Below are 17,311 nucleotides of genomic sequence, written 5' to 3'. Positions count from 1 at the left end.
CAGCTTTATCAAGCCTTCCAGATCCCTTTGCCCATTAACCGCTCCCGGTCATGCGGCAAGCCGAAATCCTGCAACGGCCCCTTGGGCACGATGCCGTTCGGGTTGATGGTCTTGTGGCTCATGTAGTAGTGCTTCTGGATATGCTCCATGTTCACCGTGCCCGCCACGCCCGGCCACTGGTACAGCTCGCGCAGCCAGTTGGACAGGTTCGGGTAGTCGCTCAAGCGGCGCAGGTTGCACTTGAAGTGCCCGTGGTACACCGCATCGAAACGCACCAGCGTGGTGAACAACCGCACATCGGCTTCGGTCAGGTACTCACCGGCCAGGTAACGCTGGCGGCCCAGTAGCTCTTCCAGGTGGTCCAGTTCGTTGAAGACATCGTCGAAGGCGGCCTCGTAAGCTTCCTGCGAGGTGGCGAAGCCTGCGCGGTACACGCCGTTGTTCACGGCCGGGTAGATACGTTCGTTGAGCCCATCGATGGTAGCGCGCAGCGGCTCGGGGTAAAGGTCCAGGGTGTTACCGGTCAGTTCGTTGAATGCGCTGTTGAAGATACGAATGATCTCGGCAGACTCGTTGTTGACGATGCGCTTCTCTTGCTTGTCCCACAGCACCGGCACGGTTACGCGCCCGGTGTAGTGCGGGTCGTCCTGGGTGTAGCGCTGGTGCAGGTACTGCAATGCGTCCAGATGATCGCCGCTGGAGCCCTGCTGCTGGTCGAAGGTCCAGCCGTGCTCGCCCATCAGCCAGCTGACCACGGAGACGTCGATCAGCGGTTCCAGGCCCTTGATGGCGCGGAAGATCAGGGTGCGATGCGCCCAGGGGCAGGCCAGTGACACGTACAGGTGATAACGGCCGGCCTCGGCGGCGGGCAGTTGATTGCGGCGTTGAGCGTTCTCGCGCTTGAACGCGCCATCCTGGCTGGTCTGGTACCACTGGTCATGCCAGCGGCCATCGATCAAAAGGCCCATTGCAAAGCTCCTCGGAACAAAGTCGTTTGTCGTTGGAGCTCAGTCTAGTGAAAAGCGTTCGAATAAATAGCGCAAAGACTGCGCCCTATCTATCGGCTTATTCGATGCTTCTGCGGTTGGTCCAGTAGTCGCGAGCGCGGCTGAACGCCTGCTCGCGGTCCTGGCCCAGCCCGCGCAGGGCTAGGGCCATGGTCGCGACCACGGCCAGCTCGCCATAGCTGTCCTGTGCCTCGCCACGCCATACCGCCAGCAGGTGCTCGGGCTGCAGGCTGGCCGGCTTCACATGGCGCTGGGCGCTGAGGGCCGGCCACTCCTCGTCCCAGGCCTCGCCGGCCGAGGTGCCGTACAGGTGGCTGATGACATCCGGGTTGACCTCGATCTCGCCGCCGTCACCTTTGATCACCACTGTGTGGTCGCCGAGCAAGCGGCTGGCCTCGCGGTGCACCGCCTGGTAGCCGGGGTGGAAGATGCTCTGCAGGCCGCAGCGGGCGCCGAGCGGGTTGAGCACCCGGGCCAGGGAGTGGATGGGCGAGCGCAGGCCCAGGGTGTTGCGCAGGTCGATCATGCGCTGAAGCTGTGGCGCCCAGTCCTGCAACGGGAAGAAGGCCAGTCGACGACTGTCCAGGGCTTGCTCCACGACCGTCCAGTTGCGACACAGCGGGATACCCAGCAGGTCGAGCAGTTGCTCGGTGTACAGCCTGCCCGCCGTATGGGCGCCGCCGCCGTGCATCAGGATCCGCAAACCGTTGCCCGCCAGGCACTTGGCCGCCAGCAGGTACCATGGCAGATGGCGCTTCTTGCCGGCGTAGCTGGGCCAGTCGAGGTCGACGGTGATCTGGGGCGCGTGCAGATGGGCGCGCAGGGCCTCGGTGAAGCCGGCCAGCTCTTCGGCGCTTTCCTCTTTATGCCGCAGCAGCATCAGGAAGGCGCCCAGCTGGGTGTCCTCGACCTTGCCCTCGAGCAGCAGGGTCATCGCGGCGCGGGCTTCCTCGCGGGTCAGGCCGCGGGCGCCACGCTTGCCCTTGCCGAGGATGCGTACGAACTCGGCGAACGGGTGTTCGGCCGGGGTTTCCAGGGTCAAAGGGCGTGCTTCGTTCAGCTGTGGCTCGGTCATATGCAGTTGGTCGGCTTGGGCAGGCCCGCCAGCTTGGCGGCAAGTTTGGCGGGGGTGCCGTTGAACAGGCGGTTGAGGTGTGGGCTGTTGCCTTTCTCGGCGCCGAGCTTGAGCGCGGTGTACTTGATCAGCGGGCGGGTGGCCGGTGACAGCTGGTACTCCTGGTAGAACTGGCGCAGCAGCTCGAGGATTTCCCAGTGGTCCGCGGTCAGGGCGATGCTTTCGCGCGTGGCGAGGGCCTCGGCGACTTCGCGGGACCAGTCCTGCAGCTCGACCAGGAAGCCGTCCTTGTCCAGGGCGATGTTACGATCGCCGACAGTCAGGGTACTCATAGCCAGCTGTTGACCTTGTCGTGGTGCAGGGTGAGCTCGACAAAGGCGGGGTAGTCCACTACCTTGGCCAATTGGCTGTCGAGGGCGCGGGCCTGCAGGTCTTCGGCGAGGGCGAACAGGCGCTCGCCGAGATTGGCGGCCTGCAGGGCAGCGAAGGGCTCGGTGCCGGCCTGGAGCGCGTAGGTGGCGTCACCGCACAGCAGCAGCGCGTCCTGCGGGCCGAGTAGACGCAGGCAACTGGCCAGGCGCTCGTCACCGAAGGGCGAATGGGCGATTACATGCAGGGTCGTCATCAGAGCGTCACCACCTGGTCGAAACGGGCAATCAGTGCGGTCAGCGCGGCGTTGTCGAGCACTTCCACCGGCAGTGACAGGGCGTCGTTGTCCAGCCCTCGGCGGGCGAGGCTGTGACCACAGGCGAACAACTCCTCCACACCGAACATAGGCAGGGCCTGGAGATTGGCGGCCAGGTTCTTCTGTTGCACGGCGTCTGGCTGCTGTGCGGCGGCGAGCTGGAACACGCCGTCATCGAGGAACAGCATGCCCAGCGGCAAATCGAAGGCGCCGCCGGCCAGGGCGATATCCAGCGCTTCGCGAGCGGACGGGCCGCTCCACGGCGCCTGGCGGCTGATGATCAGCAGGGACTTGGCCATTTCAATCACCTCCGAAGCAGACCAGGCGGTCGGCCAGTTGCGCGGCTTCGTGCAGCTGGCCCAGGCCGGACAGCTCCCACGGCATTGGCAGGTTTACCGCCGGGCGCTGGTAGCGGTTGGCCTCGGTGTCGTCGAGTACCCCACGACGCAGGGCGGCGGCAATGCACACCACGGCGTCGAGCCGGTGATCGCTGACGAAGGCACGCCACTGCGCGGCCACGTCCAGCTCATCCTGGGGCGCGACGATATTGGCCGAAGCACTGTGTACCCCGTCCTGGTAGAAGAACAGCCGGGCAATTTCATGCCCGCCGGCCAGCACCGCCTCGGCAAAGCGCAAGGCGCGGCGCGAGGAGGGCGCATGGGCCGGGGAAAAGACCGCGATGGCGAATTTCATGTAAGGCTCGAGCAAATGAATGCGGCCATGATAAAGCAAAAAGCCCGTGCGGGTGGGCACGGGCTTCTGCTCTGGCTGGCGGGGCTCAGGCCTGGTCTTTGCTTTCTGGCAGGAACCAGTTGAGCACCAGGGCACAGATGCCGCCGGTGGCGACACCCGACTCCAGCACGTTGCGCAGCGCCGCCGGCATATGCGCGAGGAACTCCGGTACCTGGGCCACGCCCAGGCCCAGCGACAGCGACACGGCGATGATCAGCAGGGCACGGCGGTCGAGGCGGGTGCTGGCGAGGATATTGATGCCCGAGGCCGCGACGGCGCCGAACATCACCATGGCCGCGCCGCCGAGCACCGGCTCCGGCACTGCCTGGATCACCCCGGCAACCGACGGGAACAGGCCCAGCAGGATCAGCATGGCGGCGATCCAGATGCCGATATGGCGGCTGGCGATGCCGGTCAGCTGAATCACGCCGTTGTTCTGGGCGAAGATCGAGCTGGGGAAGGTGTTGAACAGGCCCGCCAGCAGCGAATTGGCGCCGTTGACCAGCACCCCGCCCTTGATCCGCTGCATCCATACCGGGCCCTCGACCGGCTGGCGCGAAACCTTGCTGGTCGCAGTCACGTCACCGATGGCCTCCAGCGAGGTGACCAAGTAGATGACCAGCATCGGGATGAACAGCGACCAGGAGAAGCCCAGGCCGAAGTGCAGCGGCGTCGGCACCTGGAACAGCGCGGCCTGGTGCATGCCGGTGAAGTCCAGGCGGCCCAGGTAGCCGGCCAGGGCGTAGCCCACCGCCAGGGCGATGACGATGGCGCAGCTGCGCATCCATACCACCGGGACACGGTTGAGGATGACGATGATCGCCAGCACCACTCCCGACAGCAGCAGGTTCTCGCCATCGGCGAAGGTACCGTTGGCCATGGCGCCAAAGCCGCCGCCCATGCTGATCAAGCCGACCTTGATCAAGGTCAGGCCAATCATCAGTACGACGATGCCGGTCACCAGCGGCGTGATCAGGCGCTTGACGAAGGGCAGGATGCGCGACACGCCCATTTCCACGAACGAACCGGCGATGACCACGCCGAAGATCGCCGCCATCACGCCTTCAACTGGCGTGCCCTGCTTGACCATCAGCGCGCCGCCGGCGATCAGCGGGCCGACGAAGTTGAAGCTGGTGCCCTGCACGATCAGCAGCCCGGCGCCGAACGGCCCAAAACGCTTGCACTGGACAAAGGTGGCGATGCCCGAGATCACCAGCGACATCGACACGATCAGGTTGGTATCACGCGCCGACACGCCTAGCGCCTGACAGATCAGCAAGCCCGGCGTGACGATCGGCACGATGATCGCCAGCAAGTGCTGCAGAGCCGCCAGCAGGCCGATCAGCAGGCGAGGCTTGTCCTCCAGGCCAAGGACCAGTTCATTGGCAGGCGACGCCGCGCCTGGGCCGTGTTCGTGTGAACTCATGGGAAAATGCCGCCCCGGAAGGAAAAAGGAGCGCATTCTACGGGCAGAACGGCCATTGCGGTAGAGGCAAGCACGATGGGCGCACAATCGCGGAGGAAGGCGCTAATAAGCTGACTTTTGAGTCAATGTTTGTGAGGTGCCCGCCGCGGTTCAGCGGGCACGAAAAAGCCCGCCGAAGCGGGCTTTTCCTGTGGCGCTGGCAACCGATTCGATCAGTCGTCGCGGCCCATGATGCCAAACAGTTGCAGCAGGCTGACGAACAGGTTGTAGATCGACACGTACAGGCTGATGGTAGCCATGATGTAGTTGCGCTCGCCGCCATGGATGATGGCGCTGGTCTGGAACAGGATGCAGACCGACGAGAACAGCACGAAGCCAGCGCTGATCGCCAGTTGCAGGCCGCTGATCTGGAAGAAGAAGCTGGCCACCACGGCACCCAGCAGGACGAAGAAGCCGGCGGTGATGAAGCCGCTGAGGAAGCTCATGTCCTTGCGGGTGATCAGCACGTAGGCCGACAGGCCGCCGAACACCAGGGCGGTCATGGCGAAGGCCGAGCTGACCACTTCGGCGCCACCGGCCATGCCCAGGTAGCGGTTGAGGATCGGGCCGAGGATGAAGCCCATGAAGCCGGTGAGGGCGAAGGTGGACACCAGGCCCCAGGCCGAGTCACGCAGCTTGTTGGTGAGGAAGAACAGGCCGTAGAAGCCGATCAGCACCACGAAGATGTTCGGGTAGCCGACACGCATCTGCTGGGCGACGAAGGCCATGATGCCGCTGAAGGCGAGGGTAAGGGCCAGCAGGCTGTACGTGTTGCGCAGGACCTTGCTGACCTCCTGCTGCTCGACCTGCTGGCCGTGTTGGACGGCGTAATCCTGTTCGCGCATGGCGCACTCCTTTGGGGTGAGACCGCGGTCCGAGACCTGCGGTAGTGGAACGTATAGTGCAGAGCATATCAGAGCTGTCGCAAGCCGCGACACAGAGAGTTTGACAGCTTGTTACATTAAGGTATTATTGCCGCCGCAAAACAGCTGGAAGCGTGGCCGAGTGGTTTAAGGCAACGGTCTTGAAAACCGTCGATGGGCAACTATCCTAGAGTTCGAATCTCTACGCTTCCGCCATTTTTGAAGCCCTGACAATGTCAGGGCTTTTTGCGTTTCTGGGGGGGATTGTCCAGGAGGACGTTCTTGGAGGGACGAGCAGTTAAGGACCCGGAATCCAAGAATTTCACAGTTGATCCTCAGGTTTTCATCACCACCCAGCCTGATTGCATTCTGCAAATGATTTTGTCGTTAGCACCGTTGCGCGCCAGCTCCACCCGCTGTGCAATCAGAGCCATCTGTTTAATCCACAATGAAGAGCTTGGCTCCGATAGTCGTCGATGACCGGTGCGCCTCCGCATTGTCGCCCACCTGATAGCTCATGCCCGGCTGCAGGGTGAAAGTCCGACCATCCTCCAGCTCAGTGTCCAGTCGACCTTCCAGGCAAAACAGAATATGCCCCTTCCGGCACCAATGATCGGCCACATATCCAGGGGTGTACTCAACCCATCGAACCCGAACCTCCCCAAACAGACAGGTACGCCAATACGCCGTACCGTTCTCGCCCGGATAAGCGACGGGATCGATCTTTGACCAGTCCGTGGTGCCAAACGGGATTGCTGTCAGGTCCATGACAACCTCGTAGAAACAGTGAGGCCTGAACCGTACCGATGAAGTCGCTCTGCCGATAGGCACAGACCGCTGGGAATTTGAACATACAGACAGCCCAGCGAACCTGTCTCAGAGGCCAATCTGCTTCAAAACCGCCGCCACAATCGCTTCCGGCCTGTCTTCTTGCATCAGATGGCCTGAGTTCTCCACTCGGACGCAGGGCTGTTGGGAGATAAGCCCAGCAAGACGCTCCCCTTGGGAATAGGGAATCCAGGCGTCCTCCGAGCCCCAAAGCACCGACACGGGGCAATCCAGCTTCCCGTAAAGCGGTTCAATTTCCTCGGTATAGACCTGATCCATCTGTGCGATCTGTCGGTAAAAGGCCGCCTGGCCAATCGGCCCCAGCCATGGTGCGCTGTAAACCTGCAGGGCTTCGTCACTGAGGGGATTGGCCGCAGAGGTTTGCAGATAGGCGGCCAGTAGCGCGCGGTGCATGTAGTCGGGCATCCCGGAAAAGGCGGCCTCATATTGACGGACATGCTGAACAAAAGGAGAGCCCCAGGGTGCCAGGGCTACGGCATCAAAAATGGTGAGGGATGCATAGCGCAGACCGTTCAGGTAGTACGCGCGCAGCGCTGTAGCGCCGCCAAAATCATGGGCCAGGACGTCGGGGCGCTCGATGCCCCACTCCTCGAAAAGCGCAGTCATGACGTTGTTCTGAATCGCCAGTGAAACGTCCTGGCCCTCCCGCATTTCAGACAGGCCATAGCCAACCAGGTCGAAGTAATACACGGTTCTGCGGTCAGTGAGGTGCGGTATGACGCGCCTCCAGACCTGCGAAGAGAAAGGGGTGCCATGGATGGCGACCAGCGGCGCGCCTGTGCCTATTTTTCCCCATCTGACGGTGTTGCCTTCGATGCTCGATGTGTAGGGTAAATCCAACATGGCTCACCTCATCTAGTCAAAGATTCTACAACGCCCGTGCAAATCCACTGCTCGGCATCGCTCCGTGTAGCAGGGTAGGCCTCCATGGCCCAAGTAATCAGAACTGGTAACCAACCCCGGCGTAATACCCCCAACCATCGGACCGACCGCGGAAATCGCCGTCGCCGAAATTCAGCTGGCTGCCGTCCTGCCAGTTGCCGCCATTGTGGAAATGACGGCCCACCAGGGTGAAGCGCAGGTGAGTGAAGGCGTACAGCAACACGTTGGTGGATACCGTGGCATTGGCCGTGCGGTTGGGGTTGTCCTTGTGCAGGTCCGAGCCGAAATCGAAGTTGGTGAAACCGATATAGGTCAGCGAGGCGCCGTTGTCGAACTTGCCAAGGGGCACGATGTACTTGAGCTGGGCCCGGTAACCGTCCCACGAATACTCGTTGCTGGCGCCATAGTTTTCCCACTGGTAGCGGCCGTAGAAGTTGGCCGACAGGTTGACCCGCGAATGGGTGTCGATGTCGGTGCCCAGGCCGCTGAAGAGGGTATTGGCACGGTTGGCGCTGTTGCTGCCGTGGTCGTAGATCCAGTCGAAGGCTAGGTACCACTCCTTGAACGGGCCGACGGCCAGGCTGCGTCCGGCCAGGTAGTCGATGGAGATCCGCGGCTCATGCTCCATGAACAACGGTGAGCCGTGGTCCCACGCGCCTTTGTCATGGCTGTTGCCGATGTCGAGGATCTTCGGGATGTCGATGTAGCCGTACAGCTCGAACGGCCCCCTGCGGCCGAAGTACTCGTATTCGAGGTAGATATCATCGACCGGGCGGGGGCCGAAACTGATGTCCTTGGTGCCGATCAGGGTGAAGTTCTGGTTGTACCAGTCCGACAGATAGGGGCCCGATTTGGCAGGCGCGGCGGCCGGGCTCAAGGTCTCGCCCTGGGCCGACTCGCTTGCGGGATTGTCTTGGGCCTGGGTGGTGACGCTGAGTAGTCCCGTAACAGCGCCCAGTAGCAGTTTGGCAGGCAGGGAGAAGTGGGCGGTTGCGGGTAAAGACGGTCGGTGCATTGAAAATCCTTGTTCATGCAGTGGTAAGCCCCTGGAGGCTGCGATGTGGCGAAAGCTGCAGCGATTGTTCGCTCAAAGGTTTGGAGCAAACGTTTGCATAGTCTGTACCAAATCACCCGAGGTCTTTGAAATAACAAGCCGATTCGGCGCTTGAGCTGATCATTGAGATAGAAAAACGCCCCGAAATCAGGCATGGCGCGTGCGCATGAACGCATGGAGGGGTCTGATCGTTCTGTGTTGCAACAACCCGTTCGATTGAAACAATCCAGCAAAAAATGCTTTCTGGCATGACCGCCGCCCTCGGGAGGCATGTGTGCCCAGGGAACAGAGGAGCAGGCCGAGGCCGCGCCCTCCGCTGAACCGCGGCGAAGCGGGCTTCAGCTAAGCCATGAGGGCGACGTACCGTGGAACTTGAACGTTGGTCTGCGAGCGCCTTCGGCAATGCCGGCTGGCTGTTGACCCTGCTTCGGGGCTGAGCGATGGGGAGCCCGGAGCACACCGCATACCCATCGCCATTTGCCGGGTATCACTTCACTGCAACGTCTCGGGCTTCCTCCCCTGGGAAGCCTCCTTCAATCCCTGTTCCATCCGCCCGATCACCTGCGCCAGTATCGCCGCTCTTTCCAGCTCTCCTGACGCCTTCATTCGGGCATGATCTCTTCGCAGGTTCAACAGGCATTTTTGCAGTCCAAGTGCCGAGCTGTCGTAGTTGTCCATGCTGTACTCGTTGGTCGTGGGCATCCGTGCCGTTGTAAGTGAGGCTCGACGGTATCAGCTCAATTCTCCCGCCAATACTGATTATTCATACACAGGCTCACAATCCCGTAGAAACGTCCTACGGAGACGAAAGAGGCGTCTTACAAGATGGTTTGGGTGACTGTTTCGGGATGCTTCCGCGCATTTTGCGGCAGGCCCCGAAATACAAGGCCTGCCGCGCAAAAGACCGGTTGTAGCGATAATGCGAGCATCCCGGCACCCGACACGCGCTACTGAAACGATATGTTGCAATTACCCCTATAGATGGTCCGCATCCACCACCGCCTTGACGAACGCCTCAGGCGCTTCCTGCGGCAGGTTGTGGCCGATCCCGCCGCTCACCAGGCGATAGGCGTACTTGCCGGTGAAGCGCTTGGCATAGGCGTCGGCCGGAGGGTGTCGCTGGCGAAGCTATGTCTGAAAGGATCTTTCTAAAAAACTCCCTTCAAGACAGTTGCTCCCACTCCGACCGCGCCGCCCTCAGGCCAAGTGCCGTCGCGTGGGGCGATACAGGCTCAGTCTTGCTTGTTCGCTTGCATCTGCAACCACTGCACCACCTGCTCGGCGGCCGAGCCTGCCAGCGGTGCATGGCTGGCCAGCAAGTGGAAGCCAGCGTCGCTGTGCAATTCATGGCCTTCCAGGGCCAGCACCAAGGTCCCGGCCTTGAGCGCGTTCTCCACCAGCAGGCGGGGCACCAGGGCGATGCCCATGCCTTGCTCGGCGGCCTCGATGGCGAGGATGGTCTGCGAGAACACCGGACCGTTGAAGCGTGCGCCGGGCAACGCGTAGTGATCGAACCAGCGCTTCCAGTTGTTGTGGCTGTCGGAGATCAGCGGGTGGTGCGCAAGATCCGCGGCTTGCCGCCAAGGGTGCGCGCCGCGCAACCCCGGCGCGCACACTGGCACCGCCACGCCGGGCAGCAGGGGCAGGGCGTAGGCTTCGACGAAGGGCGGCGCCCCCCAGCGCACGGCCAGGTCCACCGCACCCTTGCCGCTCAGGGGGCGGGTACTGTCGGAGGCGTCGATCATCAGGGCCACCTGCGGATGCGCCTCGGCCAGGCGCCCCAGGCGTGGGATCAGCCAGCGGCTGGCGAAGGCGGGGGTGGTGCTGAGCAGGACCTGCTGCGGATCGCGCTGGTTGTCCCGCTCCAGCAGTTCGCCGGTGGCGTCCTCGATGATCTCCAGGGCCAGGCGCACGCGGGCCAGGTAGTCGGCGCCGTCCCGGTTGGGCCGCAGGCCGCGGGGCAGGCGCTCGAACAAGGGGCGGCCGAGCTTGTCTTCCAGGGTGCGCACCTGCTGGGCGACCGCGCCCGGCGTGACATGCAGCTCGTCGGCGGCAGCGCGGAAGCTGCCCAGGCGGGCGGCGGCCTCGAAGGCCACCAGGTGATTGACGATGGCGGGGGCGTTGCGTCGCTTGGGCGCGCTCATCCAGTAGATTTCCTGCAGGCTGCTGCCAGTATTCGTGATTGGTGCGTTGAGCCGGATTCTGGCTTCATGGGCCCACTTGATCAACTCCCGGAAGGAGCGGTATATGTCTTCTCAGAAAGTGGCAATCATCACCGCAGGTGGCAGTGGCATGGGCGCGGAGGCTGCGCGGCGGCTGGCTGCCGACGGTTTCAGGGTGGCGATCCTGTCGTCCTCGGGCAAGGGCGAGGCCCTGGCGGCCGAGCTGGGCGGCATCGGTGTGACGGGCTCCAACCAGTCAGCAGAGGACCTGCAGCGTCTGGTCGATACCGTGATGCAGCAATGGGGGCGTATCGATGTACTGGTCAACAGCGCCGGGCATGGCCCGCGTGCACCGGTGCTCGAGCTCAGCGACGAGGACTGGCACCGAGGCATGGAGGTGTATTTCCTCAACGTGGTGCGCCCGACCCGCCTGGTGACCCCGATCATGCAGCGGCAGCAGGGCGGGACCATCATCAATATCTCGACCTTTGCCACCTTCGAGCCGGATCCGGCGTTCCCGACCTCCGGCGTGTTCCGTGCCGGGCTCGCGGCCTTTACCAAACTGTTCGCCGACCGTTACGCGGCCGAGAACATCCGCATGAACAACGTACTGCCAGGCTTCATCGACAGCCTGCCGGAGAAGGAGGAGTTCCGTAGCCGGATTCCCATGGAGCGGTACGGCAAGGCCGAGGAGATCGCGGCCACTGTCAGCTTCCTTGCCTCCGAGGGCGCGGGTTACATCACCGGGCAGAACCTGCGGGTCGATGGGGGTATTACCCGTTCGGTGTAAGAGACATGGCGAGCCTGTAGCAGGGCGGCGACTTCCGTTAGGATGTCGCCCCTGTTTCCCGCTATCCGGATTCCGCCCATGAGCACACCGACATTCCGCCAGGCCACCTCCAGCGACGTGGACCATTGCTACCAGATCGAGACCAGCGCCTATGAAGGCGACGAAGCCGCCACCCGGGAAAAGATCGCCACGCGCATCGCCCAGTATCCGGAAGGCTTTCTCGTGCTGGAAACCGAGGGCCAGGTGATTGGCTTCATCAACAGCGGTTGCGCCGACCAGGTGGTGATGTCGGACGAGGCTTTCAAGGAACTGGTCGGGCATGACCCCCAGGCGCCCAATGTGGTGATCATGTCGGTGGTGCTCGACCCCGCGTACCAGGGCCAGGGCCATGCCAGCCGGTTGATGGCGCGCTTCGTCGCGCAGATGCGCGAGCGCGGCAAGGCCACCATCCACCTGATGTGCAAGGAGCGCCATGTCGGGTTGTACGAGAAGATGGGCTACGCCTATGTACGCCCGTCGGCTTCCGACCATGGCGGCATGGCCTGGCATGAAATGGTCATGGTGCTGTAGAGGCCCTTGGTCTAGCATCGACGCTTTTCGCAGCCAGGGAGAGGCCTGTGAAGTACGTCGTGATCGAGACACATCGCAGTGAGTACCCTGCGCCCATCACTTTCGCCCGTGGCACGCTGCTGGAGATCGGCCAGCGCTATGAGGGCGACGAGCAGTGGGAGGACTGGTACCTGTGCAGTTGCCAGGGCCAGGCAGCGGGTTGGGTGCCAGCCCAGTTCATCGAGCGGCTGGGCGTGGGCCGGGGCAGGGCGCTGGAAGCCTATTCGGCCCATGAACTGGACGTCGACCCCGGCCAGCAGCTCGATAGCCTGCGCCCCTTGAATGGCTGGGCCTGGTGCCGCCGTGTGAGCAATGGCGAGCTCGGCTGGGTGCCGCTGGCCAAGCTGCGCGCCCTGGCGTGATCAGCCTGCGGCCAGCACCGCCGTGCTGTCCAGAATGCGCGCATAGTCCATGGCCAGGTTGCTCAGGGCCAGGGCATGGACATCCTCCGCCGACCACAGCCGGCCTTGCAGATCGCGCTGGTCGAAGGTGTAGCAGGCGTCGCCCACCACCACCGTTGCAAACCCCAGGTTGCCCGCCGAGCGTGCAGTCGATTCCACCGAGTTGTTGGTGACCACGCCGAGGATGACCAGTTGATGAATGCCGCGCTGGTGCAGCCAGTGTTCCAGGCCGCTGTTGCAAAAAGCATCGGGCAGGTGTTTTTCAAACACGGCCTCGTGAGCCTGCGGGACGAACGCGGGTTGAAACTCGCAGCCGGGCTGACCTGGCCGGAACACCGAATCCGGATCGCGGGAGATATGCCGCACGTGCACCACCGGGCGCATGCTCGCGCGCCAAAAGGCCAGTAGTTCGCTGATGCGCTGTTCGGCTTCGGGGTTGTTGCGACGGCCCAGGCGAGGGTGGTTGATGCCGTTCTGCATGTCGATGATCAGCAGGGCGGCATTGCTGGCGAGCGCGGTCATCTGCGGTAGTTCTCCTTGTCTGGGCTTCGGACCGTAGCACAGGTGTGCTGCCTGCGCGGATGTATCGCTGGGCAAGCCCGCTCCCACGCCAAGCGCATTGACCTCCGGTTGTGCACACGCGTGGGAGCGGGTGCCCCGCGATGGTCGGCTACCATCTGATCCGCTTTTTTTCCGCGAACCTGAATCTGTAACCGTATCAGCCGCTGCCGGACAATACGTTCAGGCCCAGCCTTCCAATCCGGTGTGCGCTGGGCAGGCTGCCCTGCTGCACTACCGCAGCGGCCAGCCCCGCCGTTACGTCATTACACTGTAGAGGTTCCGATGGGCAAGCTCGCGCTGTTTCTGGGTGGTTTTCTGCTGCTGACTATCATGATTGGCCTGCTGGGCACCATTCCGCCAAGCTGAGCCGCAATTTTTCCTGTCCCGGCCCGCCTGCCGCAATGGCGGGCCAGACCCTTCCCTCCAGGCTTCCCCGCCAAAGACCGCGGTCGTCTAGACAAGCGGTAGCTGCATGTCGTTCTCAAGTTCAAGGCGCTCGTGTAATCTCCCGCCCCCAATCAAAGGGCCCGGGCACACGGGCTATTCACTTGCCTTGGAGACAATACACACTATGGAATGCAAGAAAGGCACTGCAGCGATGCTGGAGTGGCGCGGTCGTTTTCTCGGCGAGGGCATCCTCCACGAAGAGGATTACGATCAGGCACTGCGCCGTGCCGAAGAGTTGGAGCGTTCCGGTGTGATCAGTGCAAGCGAATGGATCGAGTTGGTCAAGCTGGCCAACGTGGCTTTGCTGCGTTTGTAATTTTTCCTTCAAGCCTTGCGGAAACTGTCCACAAAAATCGTGGGTAGGTCTGTGGATAAAACGCTACAGGCCAGTATTGGCAAGCACTCTGTTAGATTGAGCAGAAATTGAGCAGCCCTGTTCAGGGCTGTTCCCCCAGGCGCGGACGGCCATCGCGCAGTGCCTGCAACAGGTCGCGAGCCCGCGCCGGCAGGTCGCCGGCGGGGTATACGGCATGCATCTGCGGGTCGTGCCCCGTGCTGGATGTCAGGTGAAAGTCAGGGCAGACCCGCACCAGCCGTCCGGCGCGTACCTCCGGCTCCCCCAGCCAATCCGCCAGCCGCGCGATGCCGGCCCCCGCCAGCGTGCTTTGCAATACTGCGGCCCCCGAACCCAGTCGCAAACGTGGCCGTGGGCGCAGGCTGGAGATACGCCCGTTCTTGCTGAAATGCCAGGCCTTGAGGATGCGCGGCGCGGTATGCAGGATCAGTGCATGCCGTTCCAGGTCTTCCAGCCCTTGGGGGGTGCCAGCCTGGGCCAGATAGTCGGGGCTGGCGTACAGGTGGCGGCGGTAACGCCACAGTGGATAGCCAATCAGCTCGCTGGACTGCGGGAAGGCTCCGCGGATCACGAAGTCCAGCTTGCCCTGCAGCGGATCCAGGGCCTGGTCGCTGTACTGCACGTCGAGGGTGACATGGGGGTGGCGACGAGAGAACTCGGCCAGCACTCCCGGCAATACATGCTGGGCTAGCACTTCGGGCGCGGCCAGGCGAATCCAGCCCTGGGCGTTGCCAGTCAGCGCGGCCAATTCGTCGGCGGCATCCCGTTGCACATCCAGCAAGCGTTCGGCGTGGGGCAGCAGGCGTTCGCCAGCCTCGGTCAATGACACCGCGCTGGCGCTGCGGTTGAGCAGCTTGGCGCCGCTGTTGTCCTCCAAGGCCTGTACGGCCCGTGTAACCGCGCTGGGCGAACGGCCCAGCGCGCGGGCGGCGCTGACGAAGCTGCGCTTGTGCGCAACACTGACGAACGCTTGTATTTCACGCAGCATGTCCAGGGCCATGCGGGAGCTCCTTATTGCAGTTTTTGCAATGTGGCATTTCAACACAACAGCACCACTTTGATTAGTCTGGCAGCCTGTTTTGTGCCGCCTGGTCCCCCGAGATGATGGATATTGCCCTGCTTTCGCTGTTTGCCTTTGCCGCTGGCCTGATCGACGCTGCCGTCGGTGGCGGTGGGTTGATCCAGATCCCCGCGCTGTTCAACGTGCTGCCCAACGCCCAGCCGGCGGCGCTGCTGGGCAGCAACAAGCTGGCTTCGGTGTGCGGGACCTCGTTCGCGGCGCGCTCTTTCATCCGCAAGGTCAAGCTGGACTGGGGGTTGATCGTGCCGGCGGCGCTGAGCGCCTTCGTGATGTCGTTCTTCGGCGCGGCCACCGTGTCCCTGGTGCCGGCAAGCGTGATGCGGCCGATGGTGCTGGTGCTGATCGTGCTGATGGCCATCTACACGTTCTGCAAGAAGGATTTCGGCACCCTGCACAAACCCATGGCCATCGGCCGCAAGGAGCAATGCCTGGCGGTGCTGATCGGCGGCGCCATCGGCTTCTATGACGGGCTGTTCGGGCCGGGCACCGGCAGTTTCCTGATCTTCCTGTTCATCCGTTTCTTTGCCCTGGATTTCCTGCATGCCTCGGCCTCGGCGAAGCTGGTCAACATCGCCACCAACCTGGCCGCGCTGGTGTTCTTCATCCCGTCGGGCAATGTGCTGTGGGCCATTGCACTGCCGATGGCGCTGTTCAATGTCCTTGGCGCGCTGACCGGCACCTGGCTGGCGGTGCGCAAGGGCGCGGGGTTCGTGCGAGGGCTGTTCCTGGTGCTGCTGTGCGTGCTGATCGCCAAACTGAGCTGGGACCTGCTGGCAGGTTGACTCACACCACCTGGCGCTGCCCGTCGGCCTGTTCGACGCGGTTGCGGCCCTGGGCCTTGGCCCGGTAGAGCGCCTGGTCGGCGCTGGCCAGCAGCTCGTCGAGGCTGGGGGCCAGGGTGTCGGCAGCGCACCCGCTCACACCGATGCTCACGGTGATCCGCAGCGGCTGCCCGGGCTGTGCGATGTGTTGGTCCTGCACCGCGCGGCGCAGGCGCTCGGCGGTAAACCTGGCCAGCTCCGGCGCCAGCCCCGGCACGACGATGACGAACTCCTCGCCGCCCAGGCGGGCGAACAGTTCACCGTCGTGCAACTGGTCCTGCAGGGTCGTGGCGAACTGGCGCAGCACCTGGTCGCCGACAGCGTGGCCATGCTGGTCGTTGATGGTCTTGAAGTGGTCGATGTCGAGCATCATCAAGGTCAGCGGCGCTTGCTCGCGGTTGTCGAGCAGGGCGTGGGCACGGCGGATGAAGGCGCTGCGGCTGAGGGCACCGGTCAGGTGGTCGATGGTCGCCTGATGCGCCAGGCGCGCCATCAGGCTGCGGTTGGCGCTGCTGACGCAGGCCAGCACCAAGGGGCCGAGCACCAACATGGCGATGCCCAGGCGCGCCGACATCAAGGTAGTGACCCCAGTCTCGCTCTGCGGGATGTTGAAGTGCATGAGGTTCTGCGCTACAGCGACGATCAAGGTGCTGCCCGAGGTGAGGGCCAGCAACGAGACGAGGAAGGGCGAATAGCTGAGCGCGCACCACAACAGCGCGGCAATCGGGAAGGCGATGGCGCCGGGGCCGCCGAAGACGATGCTGACGCTCAGCGAGGCCAGCAGCACCAGCAACGGCGCTAGGCGCACCGTTTGGCTGGCACTGCCCGGCCGCGTCAAGGCTCTGGGTGATGGCGCGGTGAGTAGCACCGGCAGCACCAGCACGCTGGTGGAGAACTGTTCGCTGAACCAGGCCAGCCAAGTGGCGCGCAGCGATTGTTCGAACCACGGCGCGGCCATCACGCAGGCCAGGCTTGCGGCGACAATCGCCCCAGCGGCGCAGGCGCCGAACAGGCACAAAGTACCATGCGGGGTGCGCAGGCGACGATGCACGCGTGGCAGCCGAGCCATCAAGAACCAGATGGTGGCGATGGCGCCGAGGTTGCACAGATTGAACCACACGGCCGGACGCCAGGCACTGCCACAGGCCAGGTCGGCAGCGACCATGGCCAGGTAGATCAGGGCGAAGCCGCCGGGGTTGGCCTGGCGGGAATTGCGCAGCAGCACGCCTGCGAGCACCGCGTTGACTGGCCAGAACAGCGACAGTGACTCGATCGGGCGGGCGAGGATGCCGCCCAGCGTCAGTGCCAGGGTCAAGCCGAACAGGATCAGCGGGGGCAGCAGGCGCGACGGGACTGGAGACACCATGGGCTCGACCGGCAAGCGAAGACAGAATCCAGGAAAACGGCTGTAGGCACCTGGGACGATGTCATGTCAGTGTCTTTCAACTGGTCATTTGATGTCAATTCGCCGC

21 protein-coding genes, 1 tRNA gene and 1 pseudogene are annotated in these 17,311 nt (G+C 63.3%); 6 read left to right on the top strand and 17 right to left on the bottom strand.

From position 1 onward, the window contains the following. Positions 1-8: 8 nt before the first annotated feature. From BMY03_RS04970 to BMY03_RS04935, 8 genes are all read right to left on the bottom strand, one after another. Positions 9-968: a glutathione S-transferase family protein gene (locus BMY03_RS04970; protein ID WP_094010423.1), complete on the bottom strand. Its 960-nt coding sequence runs from the start codon at positions 966-968 to the stop codon at positions 9-11. 97 nt (positions 969-1,065) lie between these two features. Further along, the gene (locus BMY03_RS04965; protein ID WP_094010422.1) at positions 1,066-2,082 is read right to left on the bottom strand and encodes a glycosyl transferase family protein; all 1,017 of its coding nucleotides are present in this window, start codon (positions 2,080-2,082) and stop codon (positions 1,066-1,068) included. Continuing rightward, positions 2,079-2,414: a TusE/DsrC/DsvC family sulfur relay protein gene (locus tag BMY03_RS04960; RefSeq protein ID WP_023632846.1), complete on the bottom strand. Its 336-nt coding sequence runs from the start codon at positions 2,412-2,414 to the stop codon at positions 2,079-2,081. Before BMY03_RS04960 ends, BMY03_RS04965 begins: the two co-directional genes overlap by 4 nt. Further along, positions 2,411-2,707, bottom strand: coding sequence for a sulfurtransferase complex subunit TusB (gene tusB, locus BMY03_RS04955; protein WP_094010421.1), 297 nt, complete (start codon positions 2,705-2,707; stop codon positions 2,411-2,413). Before tusB ends, BMY03_RS04960 begins: the two co-directional genes overlap by 4 nt. Then, positions 2,707-3,066, bottom strand: coding sequence for a sulfurtransferase complex subunit TusC (gene tusC, locus BMY03_RS04950; RefSeq protein WP_094010420.1), 360 nt, complete (start codon positions 3,064-3,066; stop codon positions 2,707-2,709). The genes tusB and tusC overlap by 1 nt, the downstream gene beginning before the upstream one ends. Position 3,067: 1 nt before the next feature. Next, positions 3,068-3,460 (bottom strand): sulfurtransferase complex subunit TusD, encoded by a 393-nt coding sequence (tusD, locus tag BMY03_RS04945; protein WP_023632843.1) that lies wholly within the window; start codon positions 3,458-3,460, stop codon positions 3,068-3,070. 85 nt (positions 3,461-3,545) lie between these two features. Beyond that, on the bottom strand, positions 3,546-4,925 hold the full coding sequence (locus tag BMY03_RS04940) for a nucleobase:cation symporter-2 family protein (RefSeq protein ID WP_094010419.1): 1,380 nt from the start codon (positions 4,923-4,925) through the stop codon (positions 3,546-3,548). A gap of 212 nt (positions 4,926-5,137) precedes the next feature. Further along, positions 5,138-5,809 carry a Bax inhibitor-1/YccA family protein gene (locus tag BMY03_RS04935; protein WP_028692373.1) on the bottom strand — a complete coding sequence of 224 codons (672 nt, stop codon included), beginning with the start codon at positions 5,807-5,809 and terminating at the stop codon, positions 5,138-5,140. A gap of 146 nt (positions 5,810-5,955) precedes the next feature. Between BMY03_RS04935 and BMY03_RS04930 the strand changes: the two genes are divergently transcribed. Then, a tRNA-Ser gene (locus tag BMY03_RS04930) sits at positions 5,956-6,043 on the top strand. Between the two features lie 222 nt (positions 6,044-6,265). Here BMY03_RS04930 and BMY03_RS04920 read toward each other — a convergent pair. The 6 genes and pseudogenes from BMY03_RS04920 to BMY03_RS04900 form a co-directional block, all read right to left on the bottom strand. After that, positions 6,266-6,595 carry a DHCW motif cupin fold protein gene (locus tag BMY03_RS04920; protein WP_094010418.1) on the bottom strand — a complete coding sequence of 110 codons (330 nt, stop codon included), beginning with the start codon at positions 6,593-6,595 and terminating at the stop codon, positions 6,266-6,268. A gap of 108 nt (positions 6,596-6,703) precedes the next feature. Continuing rightward, on the bottom strand, positions 6,704-7,519 hold the full coding sequence (locus BMY03_RS04915) for an alpha/beta fold hydrolase (protein ID WP_023629164.1): 816 nt from the start codon (positions 7,517-7,519) through the stop codon (positions 6,704-6,706). Between the two features lie 97 nt (positions 7,520-7,616). Next, positions 7,617-8,573, bottom strand: coding sequence for a nucleoside-specific channel-forming protein Tsx (locus tag BMY03_RS04910; RefSeq protein ID WP_094010417.1), 957 nt, complete (start codon positions 8,571-8,573; stop codon positions 7,617-7,619). Positions 8,574-9,104: 531 nt separating this feature from the next. Further along, the gene (locus BMY03_RS04905) at positions 9,105-9,290 is read right to left on the bottom strand and encodes a hypothetical protein (protein ID WP_102682584.1); all 186 of its coding nucleotides are present in this window, start codon (positions 9,288-9,290) and stop codon (positions 9,105-9,107) included. A gap of 297 nt (positions 9,291-9,587) precedes the next feature. Then, positions 9,588-9,728: pseudogene (locus tag BMY03_RS26535) on the bottom strand (alpha/beta hydrolase); the annotation flags it as partial. Between the two features lie 116 nt (positions 9,729-9,844). After that, positions 9,845-10,756, bottom strand: a complete 912-nt coding sequence (locus BMY03_RS04900) for a LysR substrate-binding domain-containing protein (protein ID WP_094010416.1) — start codon at positions 10,754-10,756, stop codon at positions 9,845-9,847. A gap of 103 nt (positions 10,757-10,859) precedes the next feature. Between BMY03_RS04900 and BMY03_RS04895 the strand changes: the two genes are divergently transcribed. From BMY03_RS04895 to BMY03_RS04885, 3 genes are all read left to right on the top strand, one after another. After that, positions 10,860-11,564 carry an SDR family oxidoreductase gene (locus BMY03_RS04895; RefSeq protein ID WP_023631240.1) on the top strand — a complete coding sequence of 235 codons (705 nt, stop codon included), beginning with the start codon at positions 10,860-10,862 and terminating at the stop codon, positions 11,562-11,564. A gap of 78 nt (positions 11,565-11,642) precedes the next feature. After that, positions 11,643-12,134, top strand: a complete 492-nt coding sequence (locus BMY03_RS04890; RefSeq protein ID WP_177182883.1) for a GNAT family N-acetyltransferase — start codon at positions 11,643-11,645, stop codon at positions 12,132-12,134. Between the two features lie 47 nt (positions 12,135-12,181). Beyond that, positions 12,182-12,535, top strand: a complete 354-nt coding sequence (locus tag BMY03_RS04885; protein ID WP_023631242.1) for an SH3 domain-containing protein — start codon at positions 12,182-12,184, stop codon at positions 12,533-12,535. On the opposite strand, the gene BMY03_RS04880 is transcribed toward BMY03_RS04885, so the two are convergent. Beyond that, a complete protein-coding gene (locus tag BMY03_RS04880) occupies positions 12,536-13,096 on the bottom strand; it encodes a cysteine hydrolase family protein (RefSeq protein WP_094010415.1) in 561 nt (186 codons plus the stop codon). 610 nt (positions 13,097-13,706) lie between these two features. On the opposite strand from BMY03_RS04880, the gene BMY03_RS04875 reads away from it, so the two are divergent. After that, a complete protein-coding gene (locus BMY03_RS04875) occupies positions 13,707-13,898 on the top strand; it encodes a hypothetical protein (RefSeq protein ID WP_031315428.1) in 192 nt (63 codons plus the stop codon). 121 nt (positions 13,899-14,019) lie between these two features. Here the strand turns inward: BMY03_RS04875 and BMY03_RS04870 are convergent, their stop codons facing one another. Then, the gene (locus BMY03_RS04870) at positions 14,020-14,937 is read right to left on the bottom strand and encodes a LysR family transcriptional regulator (RefSeq protein ID WP_094010414.1); all 918 of its coding nucleotides are present in this window, start codon (positions 14,935-14,937) and stop codon (positions 14,020-14,022) included. Positions 14,938-15,038: 101 nt separating this feature from the next. Between BMY03_RS04870 and BMY03_RS04865 the strand changes: the two genes are divergently transcribed. Further along, a complete protein-coding gene (locus BMY03_RS04865; protein WP_023631840.1) occupies positions 15,039-15,800 on the top strand; it encodes a sulfite exporter TauE/SafE family protein in 762 nt (253 codons plus the stop codon). Position 15,801: 1 nt separating this feature from the next. Here the strand turns inward: BMY03_RS04865 and BMY03_RS04860 are convergent, their stop codons facing one another. Next, positions 15,802-17,220 (bottom strand): GGDEF domain-containing protein, encoded by a 1,419-nt coding sequence (locus BMY03_RS04860; RefSeq protein WP_094010413.1) that lies wholly within the window; start codon positions 17,218-17,220, stop codon positions 15,802-15,804. Positions 17,221-17,311 lie beyond the last annotated feature (91 nt).

The organism is Pseudomonas soli, assembly GCF_900110655.1.
Lineage (GTDB): Bacteria > Pseudomonadota > Gammaproteobacteria > Pseudomonadales > Pseudomonadaceae > Aquipseudomonas > Aquipseudomonas soli.
This window is presented reverse-complemented; position numbering and strand designations above follow the sequence as displayed.